Source organism: Streptomyces sp. NPDC048275 (assembly GCF_040652275.1).
In the GTDB taxonomy this organism is placed as follows: domain Bacteria; phylum Actinomycetota; class Actinomycetes; order Streptomycetales; family Streptomycetaceae; genus Streptomyces.
On record NZ_JBEZLR010000045.1, the window covers coordinates 1 to 20411 of the forward strand.

19 protein-coding genes are annotated in these 20411 nt (G+C 68.2%); 1 reads left to right on the top strand and 18 read right to left on the bottom strand.

The window, feature by feature from the left end:
• Nucleotides 1-615: 615 nt before the first annotated feature.
• The gene (locus AB0D57_RS25160; protein WP_362077091.1) at nt 616-2439 is read left to right on the top strand and encodes a glycoside hydrolase family 18 chitinase; all 1824 of its coding nucleotides are present in this window, start codon (nt 616-618) and stop codon (nt 2437-2439) included.
• 91 nt (nt 2440-2530) lie between these two features.
• On the opposite strand, the gene AB0D57_RS25165 is transcribed toward AB0D57_RS25160, so the two are convergent.
• From AB0D57_RS25165 to prfA, 18 genes are all read right to left on the bottom strand, one after another.
• A complete protein-coding gene (locus tag AB0D57_RS25165; RefSeq protein WP_362077094.1) occupies nt 2531-3805 on the bottom strand; it encodes an IPT/TIG domain-containing protein in 1275 nt (424 codons plus the stop codon).
• A 149-nt stretch (nt 3806-3954) separates the two neighbouring features.
• Complete coding sequence (locus AB0D57_RS25170; protein ID WP_362077097.1) at nt 3955-4701, bottom strand: IPT/TIG domain-containing protein; 747 nt, start codon at nt 4699-4701, stop codon at nt 3955-3957.
• Nucleotides 4702-5480: 779 nt separating this feature from the next.
• Nucleotides 5481-5927, bottom strand: a complete 447-nt coding sequence (locus AB0D57_RS25175; RefSeq protein WP_362077100.1) for a DUF2550 domain-containing protein — start codon at nt 5925-5927, stop codon at nt 5481-5483.
• Nucleotides 5928-6056: 129 nt separating this feature from the next.
• Nucleotides 6057-6431, bottom strand: a complete 375-nt coding sequence (locus AB0D57_RS25180) for a F0F1 ATP synthase subunit epsilon (protein ID WP_362077103.1) — start codon at nt 6429-6431, stop codon at nt 6057-6059.
• A gap of 162 nt (nt 6432-6593) precedes the next feature.
• Nucleotides 6594-8030 carry a F0F1 ATP synthase subunit beta gene (gene atpD / locus AB0D57_RS25185; protein ID WP_362077106.1) on the bottom strand — a complete coding sequence of 479 codons (1437 nt, stop codon included), beginning with the start codon at nt 8028-8030 and terminating at the stop codon, nt 6594-6596.
• Entirely contained in the window at nt 8030-8947 is a 918-nt protein-coding gene (locus AB0D57_RS25190) for a F0F1 ATP synthase subunit gamma (protein WP_362077109.1), read from the bottom strand. The genes atpD and AB0D57_RS25190 overlap by 1 nt, the downstream gene beginning before the upstream one ends.
• Before the next feature lie 21 nt (nt 8948-8968).
• Nucleotides 8969-10558, bottom strand: coding sequence for a F0F1 ATP synthase subunit alpha (atpA, locus tag AB0D57_RS25195; protein ID WP_362077112.1), 1590 nt, complete (start codon nt 10556-10558; stop codon nt 8969-8971).
• A gap of 131 nt (nt 10559-10689) precedes the next feature.
• Complete coding sequence (locus AB0D57_RS25200; RefSeq protein WP_362077115.1) at nt 10690-11511, bottom strand: F0F1 ATP synthase subunit delta; 822 nt, start codon at nt 11509-11511, stop codon at nt 10690-10692.
• Nucleotides 11508-12053 (bottom strand): F0F1 ATP synthase subunit B, encoded by a 546-nt coding sequence (locus AB0D57_RS25205; protein WP_362077118.1) that lies wholly within the window; start codon nt 12051-12053, stop codon nt 11508-11510. The genes AB0D57_RS25200 and AB0D57_RS25205 overlap by 4 nt, the downstream gene beginning before the upstream one ends.
• 41 nt (nt 12054-12094) lie before the next feature.
• The gene (locus AB0D57_RS25210) at nt 12095-12331 is read right to left on the bottom strand and encodes a F0F1 ATP synthase subunit C (RefSeq protein WP_067273352.1); all 237 of its coding nucleotides are present in this window, start codon (nt 12329-12331) and stop codon (nt 12095-12097) included.
• Nucleotides 12332-12406: 75 nt separating this feature from the next.
• Nucleotides 12407-13243, bottom strand: coding sequence for a F0F1 ATP synthase subunit A (gene atpB, locus AB0D57_RS25215; RefSeq protein WP_362077231.1), 837 nt, complete (start codon nt 13241-13243; stop codon nt 12407-12409).
• Nucleotides 13244-13453: 210 nt separating this feature from the next.
• Nucleotides 13454-13891, bottom strand: a complete 438-nt coding sequence (locus tag AB0D57_RS25220) for a hypothetical protein (protein ID WP_362077122.1) — start codon at nt 13889-13891, stop codon at nt 13454-13456.
• 294 nt (nt 13892-14185) lie between these two features.
• Nucleotides 14186-15556 carry an MraY family glycosyltransferase gene (locus tag AB0D57_RS25225; protein WP_362077125.1) on the bottom strand — a complete coding sequence of 457 codons (1371 nt, stop codon included), beginning with the start codon at nt 15554-15556 and terminating at the stop codon, nt 14186-14188.
• 129 nt (nt 15557-15685) lie between these two features.
• The gene (gene glyA, locus AB0D57_RS25230) at nt 15686-16924 is read right to left on the bottom strand and encodes a serine hydroxymethyltransferase (protein ID WP_362077128.1); all 1239 of its coding nucleotides are present in this window, start codon (nt 16922-16924) and stop codon (nt 15686-15688) included.
• 88 nt (nt 16925-17012) lie between these two features.
• Nucleotides 17013-17678, bottom strand: a complete 666-nt coding sequence (locus AB0D57_RS25235) for a protein-tyrosine-phosphatase (RefSeq protein WP_362077131.1) — start codon at nt 17676-17678, stop codon at nt 17013-17015.
• Nucleotides 17675-18322: an L-threonylcarbamoyladenylate synthase gene (locus tag AB0D57_RS25240; protein ID WP_362077134.1), complete on the bottom strand. Its 648-nt coding sequence runs from the start codon at nt 18320-18322 to the stop codon at nt 17675-17677. Before AB0D57_RS25240 ends, AB0D57_RS25235 begins: the two co-directional genes overlap by 4 nt.
• Before the next feature lie 56 nt (nt 18323-18378).
• Nucleotides 18379-19224: a peptide chain release factor N(5)-glutamine methyltransferase gene (gene prmC, locus AB0D57_RS25245; protein WP_362077137.1), complete on the bottom strand. Its 846-nt coding sequence runs from the start codon at nt 19222-19224 to the stop codon at nt 18379-18381.
• A gap of 35 nt (nt 19225-19259) precedes the next feature.
• Nucleotides 19260-20336 carry a peptide chain release factor 1 gene (prfA, locus tag AB0D57_RS25250; RefSeq protein ID WP_054233261.1) on the bottom strand — a complete coding sequence of 359 codons (1077 nt, stop codon included), beginning with the start codon at nt 20334-20336 and terminating at the stop codon, nt 19260-19262.
• Nucleotides 20337-20411: the final 75 nt, after the last annotated feature.

The following is a 20411-nucleotide window of genomic DNA, read 5'->3' on the forward strand; positions in this document are numbered from 1 at the left end:
CCCTCTTTCCGGCCGTGCCCGGCTTTTGTCTCCCCCCCCCCCGGCCGGACCGGAGAAGACCTTCTCCGGTCCGGCCGGGTGCGGCTCTCACGCAGAACCTGTCGGCGGCGCACCCGCGCCGCCGAGCGGACCGGCTTCCACCACCTGCACGCCACCGAAGTCCACCCCCTCACCCCGAGGATCGGACCACCGGACGGCAACCGCACACGGCCACGTCGCGCCCGTAAAGCCTGGAAACCACAGGCACACACAGAGTTCTAGAGACGCTCACTTTCGGCCGCCGTTCGCCGAAGCCCTCGGGCAGCCTCAGCTTGACCCGGACCTTGTGGCCGTACACCCTCGGCGCGGCAACGACGGCAAAGGGCCGAACTGTGATCGTCGCGCTGATCATCGCCCCGGCACCGCGCAGCACCCGGCTCACCACTTCTTCATCAGACCGGGCGCGGCAGTGCTGACACAGGAGTTGGGTGTCTGAGCAGACCGCGGCGCAGTGGTCCAGACCTATTGACCTCTGGTCCAGACCTTTCTATGCTCCCCGCACTGCGCTATGTCATGCCATGCCCACGACACAGACTGCTGCGCCCCGGAGGCGCAAAACAGAAGAGGAGGCGCAGCATGCGCTTCAGACACCGAGTCGCGGCAGGGTTCGCGTCCCTGCTGCTCCCGCTCGCCGGATTGGTCGGCCTCGCGAGCCCCGCCCAGGCGGCCGCCTCCGCCACCGCCACGTTCGCCAAGACCCAGGACTGGGGTACGGGCTTCGAAGGCAAGTGGACGGTCAAGAACACCGGGACCACCAGCATCAGTTCCTGGACGATCGAGTGGGACTTCCCCTCCGGTACGTCCGTCACCTCGGCCTGGGACGCGGACGTCACGTCCTCCGGCACCCACTGGACCGCCAAGAACAAGTCCTACAACGGCACCCTCGCCGCCGGCGCCTCCGTCTCCTTCGGCTTCAACGGCTCCGGTTCCGGCGCACCCTCCAACTGCTTGCTCAATGGCGGGAGTTGTGACGGCGGGCCCACCGTCCCCGGCGACAATCCGCCCTCCGCACCCGGCACCCCCACCGCCTCCTCGATCACCGACACCTCGGTGAAGCTCGACTGGAGCGCGGCCACCGACGACAAGGGCGTCAAGAACTACGACGTGCTGCGCGACGGAGCCAAGGTCGCCACCGTGACGACGACCTCGTACACGAACACCGGTCTCACCGCCGGCACCGACTACTCGTACACCGTCCAGGCCCGTGACAGTGCCGATCAGACCGGTCCGGTGAGCGGCGCGGTCGCGGTGCACACCACCGGCGGCACCAATCCCCCGCCCACCGGCTCCGCCGTCAAGCTCGGCTACTTCACCGAGTGGGGCGTCTACGGCCGCAACTACCACGTGAAGAACCTGGTGACCTCGGGCTCCGCGTCCAAGATCACGCACATCAACTACGCGTTCGGCAACGTCAAGAACGGCCAGTGCACCGTCGACGACACCTACGCCGCCTACGACAAGGCCTACACCGCCGACCAGTCCGTCAGCGGCGCCGCCGACACCTGGGACCAGCCGCTGCGCGGCAACTTCAACCAGCTGCGCCAGCTGAAGGCCAAGTACCCGCACATCAAGGTGCTGTACTCCTTCGGCGGCTGGACCTACTCCGGCGGCTTCGGCCAGGCCGCGGCCAACGCGGCGGCGTTCGCCAAGTCCTGCAAGGCCGTCGTGGAGGACCCGCGCTGGGCCGACGTCTTCGACGGCATCGACATCGACTGGGAGTACCCGAACGCCTGCGGTCTGACCTGCGACACCTCGGGCCCGGCGGCCTTCAAGAACCTGATGTCGGCGCTGCGCACCGAGTTCGGTTCGAACTACCTGGTCACCGCGGCCATCACCGCCGACGGCTCCTCCGGGGGCAAGATCGACGCGGCCGACTACGGCGGCGCGTCCTCGTACCTCGACTGGTACAACGTGATGACGTACGACTACTTCGGCGCCTTCGACGCGGACGGCCCGACCGCCCCGCACTCGCCGCTCACCTCGTATCCCGGCATCCCGGCCGCGGGCTTCAACTCCGCCGACGCGATCGCCAAGCTCAAGGCCAAGGGCGTCCCGTCCGCCAAACTCCTGCTCGGCATCGGCTTCTACGGCCGCGGCTGGACCGGCGTCACCCAGTCCACCCCCGGTGGCACGGCGACCGGTGCGGCACCCGGCACCTATGAGGCGGGCATCGAGGACTACAAGGTCCTGAAGAACTCCTGCCCGGCCACCGGCACCGTCGCGGGCACCGCGTACGCGCACTGCGGCAGCAACTGGTGGTCGTACGACACCCCGTCGACGATCGCCGGGAAGATGACCTGGGCCAGGAATCAGGGCCTGGGTGGCGCGTTCTTCTGGGAGTTCAGCGGAGACACCAGCAACGGCGAGCTGGTGAACGCCATCAACAACGGGCTGAACTGACGCCCGGGCAACCGCATTCCGAAATCTGAAGCCGGAGAGGCAGGTCCCCCTGCCTCTCCGGCTTCACCCGCGCTCAGGGCGCGGGATGCGGTCAGATGGCGGGCGAAGCGAGCCGTGTGTACGTCAGGCCGTTGCTGGTGGCGGCGGGCGTGGTCACCGTGACGGAGACCGGCCCGGCGGGCCCTGCCGGCGCGACGGCGGTGACCTGCGTCGGGGAGACCACCGTGAACGACGCGGTGACGGCGCCGAACTGGACGCGGGTGACGGCCGCGACATTGCTGCCGGTCAGCGTGACCACCGTACCGGCGTGCGTCGGCCCCTGGGCCGGTACCAGGGAGGCCAGTACGGGCACGTCGAGGAAGACATAGCCGAGGGAGTTGCTGGTGCCGCCGGGGGTGGTCACCGTGACCTCGATGGCACCAGGGGCGTGGCTCCGGGTCACCGCGGTGATCTGCGTGGCGGAGTCGACGGTGAACGAGTCCGCCGCCACGCCGTCGAACCGCACCGCGGTCGCACCGAGGAGGTTGCTGCCGGTGATCCTGACCGTGGTGCCGCCCGCCGTGGGTCCGGAGCCAGGATCGAGGGCGGTCAGCGTGGGCAACGCGGCGTAGAAGAAGAACGCGTTGGGGTCGTCGGAGTCGCTGGTGCCGGAGGGAGTGGTCACCGTGACGGCCGCGGCGCCTGCCGCGTGGGCAGGGGTCACCGCGGTGATCTGGGTGCCGCTGTTGACGGTGAACGAGGTGGCCGCCACCCCGCCGAACCGCACCGCCGTCACATTGGTGAAGCCCGTGCCCGTCAGCGTCACCGTCGTCCCGCCGGAGACCGGACCCTGATTCGGCGACAGACCGGTGACGGAGGGAGCAGCGACATAGGTGAACGTGAGGGCGTTGCTGGTGCCGCTCGAAGCGGTCACGGTGACGTCGGCCGGGCCTGCGGCGCGGGCCGGGCTGACCGCGGTGATCTGGGTGCCGCTGTTGACGGTGAACGAGGTGGCCGCCACCCCGCCGAACCGCACCGCCGTCACATTGGTGAAGCCCGTGCCCGTCAGCGTCACCGTCGTCCCGCCGGAGACCGGACCCTGATTCGGCGACAGGCCCGAGAGGGTGGGAGCCGTGGCATAGGTGAAGGGCACGGACTGGGTGCTGGTGCCCTGGCTTGTGATGACGTTGACGTTCACGGTTCCGCTGCCGGACGGGGTCACAGCCGTGATCTGCGTGCTGCTGTTGACGGTGAATGACGAGGCGGGGGTGAATCCGAACCGGACGGTTGCCACTGCCGTGAAATCGGTTCCCGTCACGACGACGGTCGTACCACCCGAGGGCGGCCCCTGGTTGGGGCTGACCGAAGAGACCACAGGGGCGGCCATGGCTGTACTCCTTCACACAGGACTGAGGGATCGATGACGCGTGCGGCCACTAAATGGCAGGGCTTCGGAGTCGAGCCCGCCCGGGCGGAGGGGGGACTGCCGCCCGGACGGGGGTTTGCGCCTCCCTGTGGCGGAGGCGATCGGACCGGTCAGATACCGGGCCCGGCGACGTAGTCGAAGCCGCCGATTTCGGTGTCCGATCCGGCCGGGTTGGTCACGACCACGTCGGCCGCTCCCGCGGTGCCGGGCGGGGTGACCACGGACAGCGTGGTGGCGTTGATCGGCGAGAACGGCGCCGTGGCGCCGCCGACGGTGACCGATTCCGTGCTGCCCAGGTTGGTGCCGGTGATGGTGATCGCCGTCCCGCCCGAGGTCGGACCCGTGTCCGGGCTGATGGTGGTGATCGCGGGGAGGTCGATGTAGGTGTAGCTGAACCCGTTGTTGGTGCCGCCCGCGGTGGTCACGCTCACTGACACCGCACCGGCCGCCGCGCCCGCGGGCACGACGACGCTGATCGAGCTGTCACTGATCACGGTCGGCGTGGCGGAGTTCGCGCCGAAGGTCACACTGGTGGCCGTCGACAGACCCGTCCCGCTGATGGTGATCGTGTTGGTGCCGGCCAGCGGCCCGGAGGTGGCGCTCAGGGCCGCCTTGAACGGGGCGCCGACGTAGAAGAACGACACGGGGCTGCTGGTGCCGCCCGGGGTGGTCACGGTGACCCCGACCGTGCCGGTTCCCGACGGCGAGACCGCGGTGACCTGCGTCGGGGAGACGTTGGTGACGCTCGTGGCGGACTTGCTGCCGAACTTCACCGAGCTGGTGTTGGACAGATTCGTGCCTGTGATGGTCACCAGGGTTCCGCCACCGGTGGAACCCTGATTCGGAGAGATGGGCATGAGGACACTCCTCGCTCGTTGCTGGGGACATTGCGAGGAACCGACAAGGTTGGGCCAGCCACTGGCTGCCGCGTCGCAGAGGTGGGACCGCCGCCGAAGGCACGTCGGTCTCTTCCCACCCGGTTCCGAGACGGCGAGCACCGCTCAGCGGGTGCTGCCGCGCCCCAGGGGAACGAACCGGCACTGACCCCGCGCGATGGCCGGTGCACCGCAGCTTCCGCGTTCTCTCCCGGGCAAGGAAAAACCGGCGAGCGCTGCCTGTCCGAACGTTCCCCCGGCTCGGGGATGGGCAGCCCGCCGGTTCACACTCTCAGTGAGCCATGCGTCCAATTGAGTGACAAGACACAGTCGCCCTTATCACTCGAACGGAGTACTCTCTTGCCCCTTTCCCCCTTCTCACCCCTCCTTCTATCGAACTCCCGTTCCCTGGCCAAACCCTTGTCGGGACACGACGATCAGGGCCAAGCCCCGTGCAATGCCCGGCGCTTGGCCCTGATATCCGTGGCCGACATGCGATTATGAACCTGAGCCATTCGGGTGACATATGCCAATTGTCTTGCGGCTGCTGCCCGGGAAATGGATTACTGGAATGGATCTAACCGGTGGGCCGCCCATTCTCGCCGGGGGATGCGGCAGTCGGTCCACCTGCGGTTTCTGCAGAAGCTCAGGTGATCACACCGGCATACCGCGATGGGCACCCCTGGTGAAGAATTTGGATCCCGTTCAGCCGGTGCCGTTCGCGGCACCGGCTGATGCGGCCGGTCAGACCACAACAGCCATCAGGCGACGTTCACCCGCTGCCCCGGAGGCGCCGCCTCCAGCCAGGCAAGGAAACCGGTCAGCGCGTCCTCGCTCATCGCCAGTTCGAGCCGGGTACCCCGGTGCACACAGGCCAGGATGATCGCGTCGGAGAGCAGGGCCAGCTCCTCCTCACCCTCCGGGGTGCGGCGGCCGGCCACCTCGATCGCCGAGCGTTCCAGGACGCGGCGCGGGCGGGGGGCGTAGGAGAAGACGCGGTACCACTCGATGCGGTCGCCGTTGTAGCGGGCGACGCCGTAACCCCAGCCTTTGCCGTTGGTGTCGCTCTTCTCAGGGACGTCCCAGCGCAGGCTGCAGTCGAAGGTGCCGCCGGAGCGCTGGATCAGTCGGCGGCGCAGGCCGAAGACGAACAGCCCCACCACCACGAGGGCCACTACCAATCCGCACACAGTCAGAGCGAGGACCATCGACACCGACCTCCTCGTCTCCTAGGTAACGGAAAAGAAAAAACCTCCGCATTCGCCTCAGCCGCGGCGGGGTCCGGAGTCATCCGGTCCCCGCCGCGGCTGAGGCAAAGCATCACACGGCGCGCTGGGTCAGCGCGCCGACACCGCACGGAGTCGGACGTCCGCGCGGCGCTCGGCGATCTCGTCGCCCTCCGCCTTCGCACGCTCGAGCTCCCGCTCCGCACGCTGGACATCGATCTCGTCCGACAGCTCGGCGATCTCGGCCAGCAGCGACAGCTTGTCGTCGGCGAACGAGATGAAACCGCCGTGCACCGCGGCCACGACCGTTTCACCATCACTCGTACGGATGGTCACCGGGCCCGACTCCAGCACACCGAGCAGCGGCTGGTGACCGGGCATGACGCCAATGTCGCCGGACGTGGTACGCGCGACGACCAGGGTGGCCTCGCCGGACCAGACACTGCGGTCCGCGGCGACGAGCTCGACATGCAGCTCAGCAGCCAAGGTGGGCTCCTCGGGTCACCACCCGGCCGTTGCCGCCGGGTGTTGGGTCAAAGTCTAATGGGCGTACGGAGGGGGACGGGACGCACCCCGCGAGGTGCGGCCCCGCCCCCCTCCTCACGAACACGAGTTCCTCAGGACACGAGTTCCTCAGGAACACCAGGTTCAGGAGACGCCGAGCTCCTTGGCGTTGGCCTTGAGGTCCTCAATGCCACCGCACAGGAAGAACGCCTGCTCCGGGAAGTGGTCGTACTCGCCGTCGATGATCGCGTTGAAGGCCGCGATCGACTCGTCCAGCGGGACGTCCGACCCGTCGACGCCGGTGAACTGCTTGGCGACGTGGGTGTTCTGGGACAGGAAGCGCTCCACACGACGGGCACGGTGGACGGTGAGCTTGTCCTCCTCGCCCAGCTCGTCGATACCGAGGATCGCGATGATGTCCTGAAGGTCCTTGTACTTCTGCAGGACCGACTTGACGCGCATCGCGGTCGCATAGTGGTCCGCCGCGATGTAGCGGGGGTCCAGGATGCGGGACGTGGAGTCCAGCGGGTCCACGGCCGGGTAGATGCCCTTCTCGGAGATCGGACGGGACAGAACCGTCGTCGCGTCGAGGTGGGCGAACGTGGTGGCCGGGGCCGGGTCGGTCAGGTCGTCCGCGGGGACGTAGATCGCCTGCATCGAGGTGATCGAGTGACCACGGGTCGAGGTGATGCGCTCCTGGAGGAGACCCATCTCGTCGGCCAGGTTCGGCTGGTAACCCACCGCGGAGGGCATGCGGCCGAGCAGGGTCGAGACCTCGGAACCGGCCTGCGTGAAGCGGAAGATGTTGTCGATGAAGAACAGCACGTCCTGCTTCTGCACATCGCGGAAGTACTCCGCCATGGTCAGACCCGCGAGGGCCACGCGCAGACGGGTGCCCGGGGGCTCGTCCATCTGGCCGAAGACAAGCGCCGTCTTGTCGATGACGCCGGAGTCCGACATCTCCTCGATGAGGTCGTTGCCCTCACGGGTGCGCTCGCCGACACCGGCGAACACGGAGACACCGTCGTGGTTGTTGGCGACGCGGTAGATCATCTCCTGGATGAGCACCGTCTTGCCGACACCGGCACCACCGAACAGACCGATCTTTCCACCCTTGACGTACGGGGTGAGAAGGTCGATGACCTTGACGCCGGTCTCGAACATCTCGGTCTTCGACTCGAGCTCGTCGAAGCGCGGGGCCTTGCGGTGGATGGACCAGCGCTCGCCGTCGTACTTCTCGTCCGTGTTCAGCACCTCACCGAGGGTGTTGAACACCTTGCCCTTGGTGAAGTCGCCGACCGGGACGGTGATGCCGTCGCCGGTGTCGGTGACCGGGGCCTGGCGGACCAGACCGTCGGTGGGCTGCATGGAGATCGTGCGGACCAGGCCGTCACCCAGGTGCTGGGCGACCTCCAGGGTCAGCGTCTTCTTCTCGCCGGCGTTGGCCGGGTCGGCCACCTCGACGTGAAGGGCGTTGTAGATGTCCGGCATCGCGTCGACGGGGAACTCCACGTCGACGACCGGGCCGATGACCCGGGCGACGCGGCCCGTGGCAACGGCCGTCTCAGAAGTCGTCGTCATTACTTGTCACTCCCCGCGGTCGCGTCGGCAAGGGCTGCGGAGCCACCGACGATCTCGCTGATTTCCTGGGTGATTTCGGCCTGGCGGGCCGCGTTGGCAAGGCGGGAGAGCGAGGTGATCAGGTCTCCCGCGTTGTCGGTCGCCGACTTCATCGCGCGGCGCGTGGCGGCGTGCTTGGAAGCAGCCGACTGGAGCAGCGCGTTGTAGATACGGCTCTCGACGTACCGCGGCAGCAGGGCGTCAAGGACGTCCTCCGCCGACGGCTCGAACTCGAACAGCGGAAGAATCTCGCCCTTGCTGGGCGCCTCCTCCGCGACCTCTTCGAGGCGCAGCGGCAGCAGGCGGCCGTCAAGCGCCGTCTGCGTCATCATCGAGACGAACTCGGTGTAGACGATGTGGATTTCATCCACTCCGCCGTCCACCGTCTCCTTCTCGATGGCCTCGATCAGCGGACCCGCGACCTTCTTCGCGTCCGCGTAGCTGGGCTCGTCGGTGAAGCCCGACCACGACTCCACGACCTTGCGCTCGCGGAAGTTGTAGTGGGCGAGACCGCGGCGGCCGACGATGTACGTGTCGACCTCCTTGCCCTCGGCCTCAAGGCGCGCCGTCAGCTGCTCGGCGGCCTTGATGGCATTGGAGTTGAACGCGCCGGCCAGTCCGCGGTCGCTCGTGAGGAGCAGCACCGCGGCACGGGTCGCCGTCTCCGCCTCCGTGGTCAGCGGGTGCTTGGTGTTCGAACCGGTACCGACCGCCGTGACCGCGCGGGTGAGCTCGGTCGCGTACGGCGTGGAGGCCCTCACCTTGCGATGCGCCTTGACGACGCGCGAGGCGGCGATCATCTCCATCGCCTTGGTGATCTTCTTGGTCGCGGTGACGGATCGGATGCGACGCTTGTAGACCCGGAGCTGGGCTCCCATGAGTCAGGTCCCTTCCTTACGTCACTTGGCCGCGGCCGGAGCGTCCTCGCCGAGGAGCTTGCCGTCCGAGGTCTCGAACTGCTTCTTGAAGTCCGCGATGCCGTCCGCGATGGCGGTGAGGGTGTCGTCCGACATCTTGCCGCCCTCCTTGATGGAGGTCATGAGGCCCTGCTCCTTGCGGTGCAGGAACTCAAGCAGCTCCGTCTCGAAGCGGCGGATGTCGGCGACCGGGACCTCGTCCATCTTGCCGGTGGTGGCCGCCCAGACGGAGACGACCTGGTCCTCGGTGGCCATCGGCTGGTACTGCGGCTGCTTGAGCAGCTCGACCAGACGCTGACCGCGCTCCAGCTGCGACTTCGACGCGGCGTCCAGGTCGGAACCGAAGGCGGCGAACGCCTCCAGCTCGCGGTACTGGGCGAGGTCGAGGCGAAGTCGGCCGGAGACCTGCTTCATCGCCTTGTGCTGGGCGGAGCCACCGACGCGGGAGACCGAGATACCGACGTTCAGGGCCGGACGCTGGCCGGCGTTGAACAGGTCGGACTCCAGGAAGCACTGGCCGTCGGTGATGGAGATGACGTTGGTCGGGATGAACGCCGAGACGTCGTTGGCCTTCGTCTCGACGATCGGCAGACCGGTCATCGAGCCCGCGCCCATCTCGTCGGAGAGCTTCGCGCAGCGCTCCAGCAGACGGGAGTGCAGGTAGAAGACGTCACCCGGGTAGGCCTCGCGGCCCGGCGGGCGGCGCAGCAGCAGGGACACGGCGCGGTAGGCGTCGGCCTGCTTCGAGAGGTCGTCGAAGATGATGAGGACGTGCTTGCCCTCGTACATCCACTGCTGACCGATGGCCGAACCGGTGTACGGCGCAAGGTACTTGAAGCCGGCCGGGTCGGACGCCGGGGCGGCGACGATGGTCGTGTACTCCAGCGCACCGGCCTCTTCGAGCGCACCACGCACGGAGGCGATGGTGGAGCCCTTCTGACCGATGGCGACGTAGACGCAGCGGACCTGCTTCTTCGGGTCGCCGGTGCGCCAGTTGTCGCGCTGGTTGATGATCGTGTCGACGCAGAGCGCGGTCTTGCCGGTCTGGCGGTCACCGATGATCAGCTGGCGCTGGCCACGGCCGACCGGGGTCATCGCGTCGACGGCCTTGTAGCCGGTCTCCATCGGCTCGTGCACCGACTTACGGGCCATGACGCCCGGGGCCTGCAGCTCGAGGGCGCGGCGACCGGACGTCTCGATCTCGCCGAGGCCGTCGATCGGGTTGCCGAGCGGGTCGACAACGCGGCCGAGGTAGCCCTCGCCGACAGCCACGGAAAGCACCTCACCGGTGCGCTGCACCGGCTGGCCCTCCTCGATGCCGCTGAACTCACCAAGGACGATGGCGCCGATCTCGCGCTCTTCCAGGTTGAGCGCGAGGCCGAGGGTGCCGTCCTCGAACTTCAGCAGTTCGTTGGCCATGGCCGAGGGGAGGCCCTCGACCTTCGCGATGCCGTCGCCGGCAAGGGTGACCGTACCGACCTCCTCGCGCGAGGCCGCGTCCGGCTTGTACGACTGGACAAAGTTCTCCAGCGCGTCCCGGATCTCCTCCGGCCGGATCGTGAGCTCCGCCATCTGGGTTCCCTGCTCTCCTTGTTGGGCCCGAAGTTTCACTTGGGGGGATGGGGACTCCCCCCTAAGAGAGGTGAATCCTCTGCACGGCCCAACGAGGGCCGTAATTGCGTACTGCTGTGCTTATGGAGTTGCTAGCTCGCCATGCGGCGAGCGGCGTCCTCAAGTCGGTCCGCGATGGAGCCGTTGATGACCTCGTCACCGACCTGCACCCGGATCCCGCCGACGACCTCGGGGTCCACGGCGAGGTTGAGGTGCATCCGGCGGCCGTAGAGCTTCGCCAGAGCGGCGCCGAGGCGCTGCTTCTGTCCGTCGCTCAACGGGACCGCCGAGGTGACGACGGCGACCATGCGGTCGCGGCGATCGGCGGCGAGCTTGGACAGGGACTCGAGTCCCGCCTCCAGGCTACGTCCCCGCGGCGCGGTCACAAGGCGCGTCACCAGACGCTCGGTCGTCGCATTGGCCCGCCCGCCGAGCAGGCTGCGCAGCAGCTCACTCTTGGCCGCCTTCGAGGCGGTGCGGTCGGTCAGCGCGGCTCGCAGCCCGGTGTTCGAAGAGACGATCCGGCCGAACCGGAACAGCTCGTCCTCGACGTCGTCGAGCGCGTTCGCCTGCTGGACCGCCGTGAGGTCGGCTGCGTTCGCCAGCTCCTCGAGGGCGTCCACCAGGTGGCGCGACTGCGTCCAGCGCGAGCGCACCATTCCGGCCACCAGGTCCGCGGCGGGGCCGCCGACCTGACCACCGAGCAGGCGCTGGGCCAGCTCGGCCTTGGCCTGGCCGGGCTGCGCCGGGTCGGTGAGGACCCGACGCAGCGACACCTCGCGGTCCAGCAGCGCGGTGACCGCGGCCAGCTCGTCGGCGAGCTGCGCCGCGTCCACCGGCGTGCTGTCCGTCAGCGCGTCGAGACGCTCACGTGCGGCTGCGGTTGCCTCGCGGCTCGCTCCGTGTGCTGTCATCGAGCCGCCTCGGCCTTCTCCTCGAGCTCGTCGAGGAAGCGGTCGATGACGCGGCTCTGCCGGGCGTGGTCGTCCAGGGACTCGCCGACGAGCTTGCCGGCCAGGTCGGTGGCGAGCTTGCCCACGTCGCCGCGCAGCGCCTGTGCGGCGGCCTTGCGGTCGGCCTCGATCTGCGTGTGACCGGCGGCGATGATTTCCTCACGCTGCCGCTGGCCTTCCGCGCGCATCTCGGCGATGAGCGTGGCGCCCTGCTCCTGCGCCTCCTGGCGCAGCCGCGCGGCCTCGTGCCGGGCCTCGGCGAGCTGGGCCTTGTACTGCTCCAGCACGCTGTGGGCTTCGGTCTGAGCGGCCTCGGCCTTCTCGATACCGCCCTCGATGGCCTCGCGGCGCTCTTCCAGAACCTTGTTGATGGTCGGGAGGAGCTTCTTGGCGAGGAAGCCGAAGACGATGACGAAGGCGATCAGGCCAATGACAAGCTCGGGGATCGGCGGGACGAGGGGATTTTCCATCTCCTCAGCCGCGACAGTGAGCAGCTGGCTCATATCAGTGCCTTTCGTCTAGTGGGCTGTCGTGGATCCGACGATCACACGCCATAGACGAACGGCATGACCAGGCCGATGAGGGCGAGCGCCTCACAGAACGCGAAGCCGAGAATCTGGTTGGCGCGGATCAGGCCGGCAGCTTCGGGCTGACGGGCCAGCGCCTGGGTGCCGTTACCGAAGATGATGCCGACGCCGACGCCAGGGCCGATGGCAGCGAGGCCGTAGCCGATGGAGCCGAGGGAGCCGGAGACGGCGGCGAGGGTCTCAGTGGCAGCCATGCTGATTCTTCCTTCTCTGTACGGACCGGCGGGGGTTGGCCACCGGACGCTTAGGGGGTTTTACAGGGGGGTGGCTCAGTGGTGCTCGGCGAGCGCGCCCTGGATGAACGTGCAGGTCAAGAGCACGAAGACGTACGCCTGCAGGGCCTGGATGAAGAGCTCGAAGGCCGTCATCACGAGGACCATGATGAAAGAGACGCCGGCGTAGGCGATGCCGATGCCGTTCAGCAGGTACCAGCTGGCGATCGTGAAGAGCAGCAGCAGCGTGTGGCCCGCGAACATGTTCGCGAAGAGTCGTACGGCGTGGGTGAACGGCCTGACCAGCAGGTTCGAGAGGAACTCGATGAACATGGCCAGCGGGAGAACCGGGCCCAGCGACTTGTCGTAGCCGGTGAAGTTCTTGAACGCACCGACGAATCCGTGCCGCTTGAAGGTCAGCGAGACCCAGAGGATGTAGACGATCAGCGCGAGGACCGCGGGGTACGCGATGATCGACGTGACCGGGAACTGGGCGACCGGAATGATCGACCAGAGGTTCATCATCCAGATGAAGAAGAACAGCGAGACGACCAGCGGTACGTACTTCTCGCCTTCCTTCTTGCCGATCGTCTCGTAGACGACACCGCGGCGGATGAAGTCGTAGCCCGCCTCGGCGACCATCTGCAGCTTGCCCGGGACGACCTTCGGCTTACGGAAGGCGGCCCAGAAGAAGCCGACGACAATGACCGAGCCGAGCAGCGCCAGGAGCATCGTCTTGTTGAAGTAGACGCTGCTGTCCGCGTCGCCCACGAGGGGCTCGAACAGGAACGAGTGCAGGCCGGGAGCCGGGAATCCACAGCCGTCGAAGATGTGGCAGTCGGTCTCGAAGGCGAGCACCTGCGTCGGGTCAGCACTCACCGCGGGCTCCTTCAGCGTGGCGCATAGGTACGGCAACCTCGTTGTGTCGGCGCGGCGCGCAGCCGCGGTTCGGCACTGGACTGGTGTTACGGATGTGGGGGCGGCTGTGGGGCATCAAGCCTCGCGTTTGAGCAGGCGTCAGCTCAGATGCCCGCGCCCGCGATGCCGCAGTTGGCACCGGACGATAGCAGGCTCTCTCCGGCCCACTTATCCCGGCCCTACCCCTCACGACGAGTGCCCAGTCTTTTCGGGCTTGTCGCCCTTCGAAGACTCGGGTTCGACGTAGAGGATCTTGGCCTTCATCTGGGCACGCGCCTGTGCGCCGATCCACGCGAGCGTGGCGGCGACCAGAGTGATCGCGAAGGCCTTGGGGTTGAACAGCGTCGTGTTCTTGAACGCGGCGACGAAGATGAACAGCAGAAGAATCTGCGCCGTGTACAGCATCAGACCCATCGCCTGGAACAAGTGCGGAAGCGATTTGGCAGTGCGCTGCAGAACGTAGAGCCCGATGCCCATGAAGAGGATCACGACCAGCGTCGCGACGATCGCCCCCACCACTCCCTTGCCACCGGCGACCACACCGCAGACGACGGCGGCAATCGCGCCGACGGCGGCTGTGGGCACAGCTGCTTGAAGGAGGATCCGGACGTCATTGGACGGCATGGCGGCAACTCCGCTTGCTAAGGGGGGCAGGGTGTCGTCATGGACGAGCGTAGCCCTGGGCTGAGAGAGAACCTCACGCCAAGGGGCCGTCTCTTGACGGTCCTTCGGCTCTAGCCCGGGTTCTCGTGAACGGTATCACAAACTATTTGATGCGGTCTTTACCTAGAAGGTGTGCTCGCTGTCACACATGAGAGTGACGCTGCGCGTCTGTGCACTTCGAGGGGCGACTTGTCTGGTATTGGGACGGTTCGGCGATGATCTCTCTTACCGAATTCTTACGTTGCCTGCTGTGCGTCAGCGCGAAGACCCGGCTTTGCGCCGATCCAGGAAGCGCGAACGGGGGCCGATCGCGGTCGCTCCGTTGACTCCTGAGACACCCGAGACACCCGAGACTCCCGCAGCGACCGGGGCACGGTGCTCGCGGTCCTCCTCCCCCGGCTCCCCCGGCGCCTCCGCCCCGTACGCGACAGCCGCCTCCTCCGCCACGGCGGCCCGGCGCCGGCGGCGGTAGCGCGGCGGCACGAGGTTCTCGGCCCAGCGCGGGGCGCGCGGTGTGAAGCGCGGCAGCAGGAGCAGTACGAGACCCACCGCGCTGAGCGCCGCGATGCCGAGCACGATCCACATGGACGCCGAGTTCACCGAAAAGGCCAGGGCGCCGAAGGCGATCAGTCCCGACCAGAAGTACATGATCAGGACGGCCCGGCTGTGCGAGTGGCCGACCTCCAGCAGACGGTGGTGCAGATGTCCGCGGTCGGCGGCGAAGGGCGACTGTCCGCGCCAGGTGCGCCGCACGATCGCGAGCACCAGGTCGGCGGCCGGGACCGCGATGATCGTCAGCGGCAGCAGCAGCGGGATGTAGACCGGCACCGTCTGGTGCACGGTGTTGCGCTCCGAGCCGGAGAACAGGTTCAACGCGTCGGGGTCGATCTGGCCGGTGATGGAGATCGCGCCGGCGGCCAGCACCAGCCCGATCAGCATCGAGCCGGAGTCGCCCATGAAGATCCGCGCGGGGTGCATGTTGTGCGGCAGGAAGCCCAGACACATGCCCATGAGGATCGCCGCGAAGAGCGTCGCCGGGGCGGCGGCCTCGATGCCGTACGAGTACCAGATCCGGTAGGCGTACAGGAAGAACGAGGCGGAGGCGATGCACACCATGCCGGCGGCGAGGCCGTCGAGGCCGTCCACGAAGTTCACCGCGTTGATCGTGATGACCACCAGCGCCACCGTCAGCAGGGTGCTCTGCCACTGGGTGAGCGCGACCAGGCCCGCTCCCGGGACGGGAAGCCACAGGATCGTCAGACCCTGCATGACCATCACGCCCGCGGCGATCATCTGACCGCCCAGCTTGATCAGCGCGTCGATCTCGAACTTGTCGTCCAGGACGCCGATCAGCCAGATCAGTGCCGCGCCGGAGAGCAGCGCGCGTGGCTCGTTGGAGCTGGAGAAGACCTTGTTGAGGTTCGTCAGGTGGTCGGCGACGAGCAGGCCCGCACACAGACCGAAGAACATCGCGATACCGCCGAGCCGCGGCGTGGGTTCCCGGTGCACGTCACGCGCACGGATCTGCGGCATGGCTCCGGCCACGATCGCGAACTTCCGTACCGGCCCTGTCAGCAGATACGTCACCGCGGCCGTGATGCAGAGCGTCAGCAGATATTCACGCACGGGCTTCCCCACAGGTCTCGCCGGCCATCTCAGCCCCACAGCCTAGCGATGCGCGCATATGGTCGGGGACTTCCGGGTAGCGACGATGGTTGCACGAGTGGCTGTGCACAGGAGTGCGCATACCCCTCGCTAGTCCGGATAGGGCGGAAATCTTCCGGCCAGCTCCCGCACTTCTTCACGAGCCGTCCTGCTGTCGGTCTCGTCCCGCAGCACCGCGGCGAACAGCGCCGCGATCTGCGCCATCTCCTCTTCGCCCATGCCCTGAGTCGTGAGCGCCGCCGTGCCGAGCCGCAGGCCACGGGCGTCTCCGTGCGGCAGCGCACAGGTGTCCAGGACCATCCCGGCGGCAGCCAGCCGACCGCGGGCGCCACGTCCGTCGACGCCGAGCGGCGCGGGGTCGGCGACCAGCAGGTGGGTGTCGGTCCCACCGGTGGTGATGTGGAGCCCCTCCGCGATCAGCGCCTCGGCCAGCACGTGCGCGTTGGCGACCACCTGATGGGCGTACGCCGTGAAGGCCGGGGTCGCCGCCTCGCCGAACGCGACGGCCTTGGCGGCGATCGTGTGCATCTGGGCACCGCCCTGGGTGAACGGGAAGACCGCCCGGTCGACGCGCTCGGCCAGTTCACCGCCGCAGAGGATCATGCCGCCGCGGGGGCCGCGCAGCACCTTGTGCGTGGTGGCGCAGACCACGTCGGCGTACGGCACCGGATTGGGCGCCGCTCCCCCGGCGACGAGCCCGATGGGATGGGCGGCGTCGGCGATCAGATAGGCGCCGACCGCGTCGGCGATCTCCCGGAAGACGGCGTAGTCGATGTGCCGGGGATAGGCGATGGAACCGCAGACGATGGCTTTCGGACGGTGCGTACGAGCCAGCGTGTGCACCTGCGCGTAGTCGATGAGCCCGCTCTCGGCCTCCACCCCGTATCCGACGAAGTCGAACCAGCGGCCGGAGAAGTTCGCGGGCGACCCGTGCGTGAGGTGGCCGCCGAACGGCAGCCCCATGGCCAGGACGGTGTCGCCGGGCCGCAGCAGCGCGGCGTACGCGGCGAGGACGGCCGAAGATCCGGAGTGGGACTGCACGTTGGCGTGGTCGGCACCGAAGAGGCTCCTGGCCCGGTCCACGGCGATCCGCTCCGCGACGTCGACGATCTCGCAGCCGCCGTGGTGGCGTGCGCCGGGATACCCCTCGGCGTACTTGTTCGCCAGCGGCGACCCGAGCGCGGCCAGCACGGCAGGCGAGGTGAAGTTCTCGGCCGCGATCAACTGCAGCGTCGTCGACTGCCGCTCCAGCTCCCCGATCAGGATCTCGGCGAGCTCCGGGTCCTGACGCCGCAGGACATCCGCTTCCAGCATTTGTGTGACCGGCATGGTGGACTCCGGACCTCGGGCGGGGGTGCGACCTCGACGGGGGCGCGCTACGTCCAATGTAGAACCGGGACCGGTGGGTCGCCCGGTGTTACGCGCGCGCCCGCACACCCGTCAGCGCCGTGACCACGGGGTCCAGCGCCTCATTGATCTCCTCACCGATCGACCGGAAGAAGGGCAGAGGTGCGCCGTACGGGTCATACACCTCGTCCGCCTCCGCCGTCGGAGCCAGCAGCCACCCGCGTAGAGCGGCGGCGGCCCGGACCAGGGCGCGAGCGCGCTCGATCACGCCCTCGTCCAGGGGCGGGAGGGTGGCCGGATCTATGGCGCGGACCAGGCGGGTGAACTCCTTCAGGGTGAAGGTGCGCAGGCCCGCCGAGTGGCCCATGGAGATGACCTGGGCGCGGTGGTCGCGGGTGGCGGTGAGAACCAGGTCGGCGCGGATGACATGGTCGTCGAGGAGCTCACGGCCGACAAAGCCGGAGGGGTCCGCGCCGAAGTCCGCGAGGACCGTCTCGGCGTTGGCCTCCATGGGGGCGCCCTCGTGGCCCCAGGTGCCCGCGCTCTCCACGGTCAGGCCGCCCCACAGGGGGTCCCCGAGCCGGTCCGCCAGGGCATGGCGGGTCAGCCGCTCGGTGATCGGCGAGCGGCACACGTTGCCGGTGCTGACGTGGAGGATGCGGAAGGATCCCCTGGGGGACCCGTTGGTCCCCGTGATCCCCGTGCCTATGCCACGCCCCGCGTCAGGGGCTGTCAATTCGCCACCTCGAGGTCGGGTACGACCTTCCGCAGTTCCTCCGCCGACAGTGCCCCCTGGCGCAGCAGCACGGGCACCTTGCCGGTGACATCGACGATCGACGACGGAACGTTGCCGGGGGTCGGGCCGCCGTCCAGGTAGACGGAGATCGAGTCGCCGAGCATCTCCTGCGCGGCGTCACAGTCCTCCGGTGCGGGGTGGCCCGTGAGGTTCGCGGAGGAAACGGCCAACGGGCCGACCTCGGTGAGCAGTTCGATGGCGACCGGGTGCAGCGGCATGCGCACGGCTACGGTGCCACGGGTGTCCCCCAGGTCCCACTGCAGGGACGGCTGGTGCTTGGCGACGAGGGTGAGCGCGCCCGGCCAGAACGCGTCGACCAGTTCCCAGGCCATCTCGGAGAAGTCCGTGACAAGGCCGTGCAGGGTGTTCGGGGAGCCGATGAGGACGGGGGTGGGCATGTTGCGGCCCCGCCCCTTGGCTTCGAGGAGATCGGCGACGGCCTCCGAGGAGAACGCGTCCGCGCCCACGCCGTACACCGTGTCCGTCGGGAGGACCACCAGCTCGCCACGGCGGACGGCGGACGCGGCTTCACGCAGACCGGTGGTGCGGTCGGTCGCGTCGTTGGTGTCGTATCGCCGTGCCATCTAGCGAGCCTCCTCGTACACGTACTGCTTAGTTGACGTTCCTGAACTGCGCGTGCTCACGGCATCGCCTTACGGGCGGTCGCGAACCGCGGTCGCTTGTTGAGGTCCGGGTGGTCGGCCGCGTCGGCCCAGCCCCGCTCCTCGGTGAAGATCCACGGCACCTGCCCGCCCTGGGTGTCGGCGTGCTCGATGACGACGACGCCGCCGGGGCGCAGCAGCCGGTGCGCGGTGCGCTCGATGCCGCGGATGAGGTCGAGTCCGTCCTCGCCCGAGAACAGGGCGAGTTCGGGATCGTAGTCCCGGGCCTCCGGTGCGACGTACTCCCATTCCGTGAGCGGGATGTACGGCGGGTTGGAGATGACCAGGTCCACATGGCCGTCGAGGTCGGGGAAGGCGTCCAGGGCGTCGCCCTGGCGCAGGGCGACCCTGGACCCCTCGACGTTCTTGCGGGTCCACTTCAGGGCGTCCTCGGACAGCTCCACGGCGTGGACGCGGGAGCGCGGGACTTCCTGTGCGAGGGCGAGCGCGATGGCGCCCGAGCCGGTGCACAGGTCGACGATCAGGGGCTCCACGACATCCATCGCGCGTACGGCGTCTATGGCCCAGCCGACCACTGACTCGGTCTCCGGCCGGGGCACGAACACGCCTGGCCCGACCTGGAGTTCCAGGTAGCGGAAGTAGGCGTGTCCGGTGATGTGCTGGAGCGGCTCGCGGGCCTCGCGGCGCGCGATCACCTCCCAGTAGCGGGCGTCGAAGTCCGCGTCCTTGACGGTGTGCAGCTCGCCCCGCTTCACGCCGTGCACGAAGGCGGCGAGCTCCTCGGCGTCGTTGCGCGGCGAGGGCACGCCGGCGTCGGCCAGCCGCTGGGTGGCCTGGGCCACTTCCGCGAGCAGCAGGTTCACGCTGGTCCTCCGGGCTGAGCTGGTGTCGTGAGCGTTTATGCAGCGGCGAGCTTCGCGGCCGAGTCCGCGTCGACGCACGCCTGGATCATGGCGTCGAGGTCTCCGTCGAGCACCTGGTCCAAGTTGTACGCCTTGAATCCGACGCGGTGGTCCGAGATGCGGTTCTCCGGGAAGTTGTACGTACGGATCTTCTCGGAGCGGTCGACGGTGCGGACCTGGCTGCGGCGGGCGTCCGCGGCCTCCCGCTCCGCTTCCTCCTGTGCCGCCGCCAGGAGCCTGGAGCGCAGGATACGCATCGCCTGCTCCTTGTTCTGCAGTTGGCTCTTCTCGTTCTGGCAGGAAGCGACGACTCCGGTGGGAATGTGCGTGATGCGCACCGCGGAGTCGGTCGTGTTGACGGACTGGCCGCCGGGACCCGACGAGCGGTAGACGTCGATCCGCAGATCGTTCGCGTGGATCTCGACGTCGACCTCCTCGGCCTCGGGCGTGACCAGCACACCGGCGGCGGAGGTGTGGATGCGGCCCTGCGACTCGGTCGACGGCACGCGCTGTACGCGGTGCACACCGCCCTCGTACTTCAGGCGGGCCCAGACACCCTGGCCGGGCTCGGTGGCACCCTGGCCGCCCTTGGTCTTCACGGCGACCTGGACGTCCTTGTAGCCGCCGAGCTCGGATTCGGTGGAGTCGATGATCTCGGTCTTCCAGCCGACGCGCTCGGCGTAGCGCAGATACATGCGCAGCAGGTCGCCGGCGAAGAGGGCCGACTCGTCGCCGCCTGCGCCCGCCTTGATCTCGAGGATGACGTCCTTGTCGTCGCTGGGGTCGCGCGGGACCAGCAGCAGACGCAGCTTCTCCGTCAGCTCCTCGCGCTGCTTCTCCAGCTCCTTGACCTCGGCCGCGAAGTCCGGGTCGTCGGCCGCGAACTCCTTCGCCGTGCCGATGTCGTCGCCGGTCTGCTTCCAGGAGCGGTACGTCGCGACGATCGGGGTCAGCTCGGCATAGCGCTTGTTGAGCTTGCGCGCGTTGGCCTGGTCGGCGTGGACCGACGGGTCAGCGAGCTTCTTCTCCAGATCGGCGTGCTCGCCGATGAGTTCCTCGACCGCCTCGAACATCTCCGGCTCCAATGGGCTGTCCCCAGCTCCATGATGGGCTCGGGGACGTAGGTACGGCATGGGGGTACCCCCTGC

Coding starts and splice junctions, on each gene's coding strand:
- AB0D57_RS25160 (WP_362077091.1), top strand. CDS start 616: ATGCGCTTCAGACACCGAGTCGCGGCAGGGTTCGCGTCCCTGCTGCTC.
- AB0D57_RS25165 (WP_362077094.1), bottom strand. CDS start 3,805: ATGGCCGCCCCTGTGGTCTCTTCGGTCAGCCCCAACCAGGGGCCGCCC.
- AB0D57_RS25170 (WP_362077097.1), bottom strand. CDS start 4,701: ATGCCCATCTCTCCGAATCAGGGTTCCACCGGTGGCGGAACCCTGGTG.
- AB0D57_RS25175 (WP_362077100.1), bottom strand. CDS start 5,927: ATGGTCCTCGCTCTGACTGTGTGCGGATTGGTAGTGGCCCTCGTGGTG.
- atpD (WP_362077106.1), bottom strand. CDS start 8,030: ATGACGACGACTTCTGAGACGGCCGTTGCCACGGGCCGCGTCGCCCGG.
- AB0D57_RS25190 (WP_362077109.1), bottom strand. CDS start 8,947: ATGGGAGCCCAGCTCCGGGTCTACAAGCGTCGCATCCGATCCGTCACC.
- atpA (WP_362077112.1), bottom strand. CDS start 10,558: ATGGCGGAGCTCACGATCCGGCCGGAGGAGATCCGGGACGCGCTGGAG.
- AB0D57_RS25200 (WP_362077115.1), bottom strand. CDS start 11,511: ATGACAGCACACGGAGCGAGCCGCGAGGCAACCGCAGCCGCACGTGAG.
- AB0D57_RS25205 (WP_362077118.1), bottom strand. CDS start 12,053: ATGAGCCAGCTGCTCACTGTCGCGGCTGAGGAGATGGAAAATCCCCTC.
- AB0D57_RS25210 (WP_067273352.1), bottom strand. CDS start 12,331: ATGGCTGCCACTGAGACCCTCGCCGCCGTCTCCGGCTCCCTCGGCTCC.
- AB0D57_RS25220 (WP_362077122.1), bottom strand. CDS start 13,891: ATGCCGTCCAATGACGTCCGGATCCTCCTTCAAGCAGCTGTGCCCACA.
- glyA (WP_362077128.1), bottom strand. CDS start 16,924: ATGCCGGTCACACAAATGCTGGAAGCGGATGTCCTGCGGCGTCAGGAC.
- AB0D57_RS25240 (WP_362077134.1), bottom strand. CDS start 18,322: ATGGCACGGCGATACGACACCAACGACGCGACCGACCGCACCACCGGT.
- prfA (WP_054233261.1), bottom strand. CDS start 20,336: ATGTTCGAGGCGGTCGAGGAACTCATCGGCGAGCACGCCGATCTGGAG.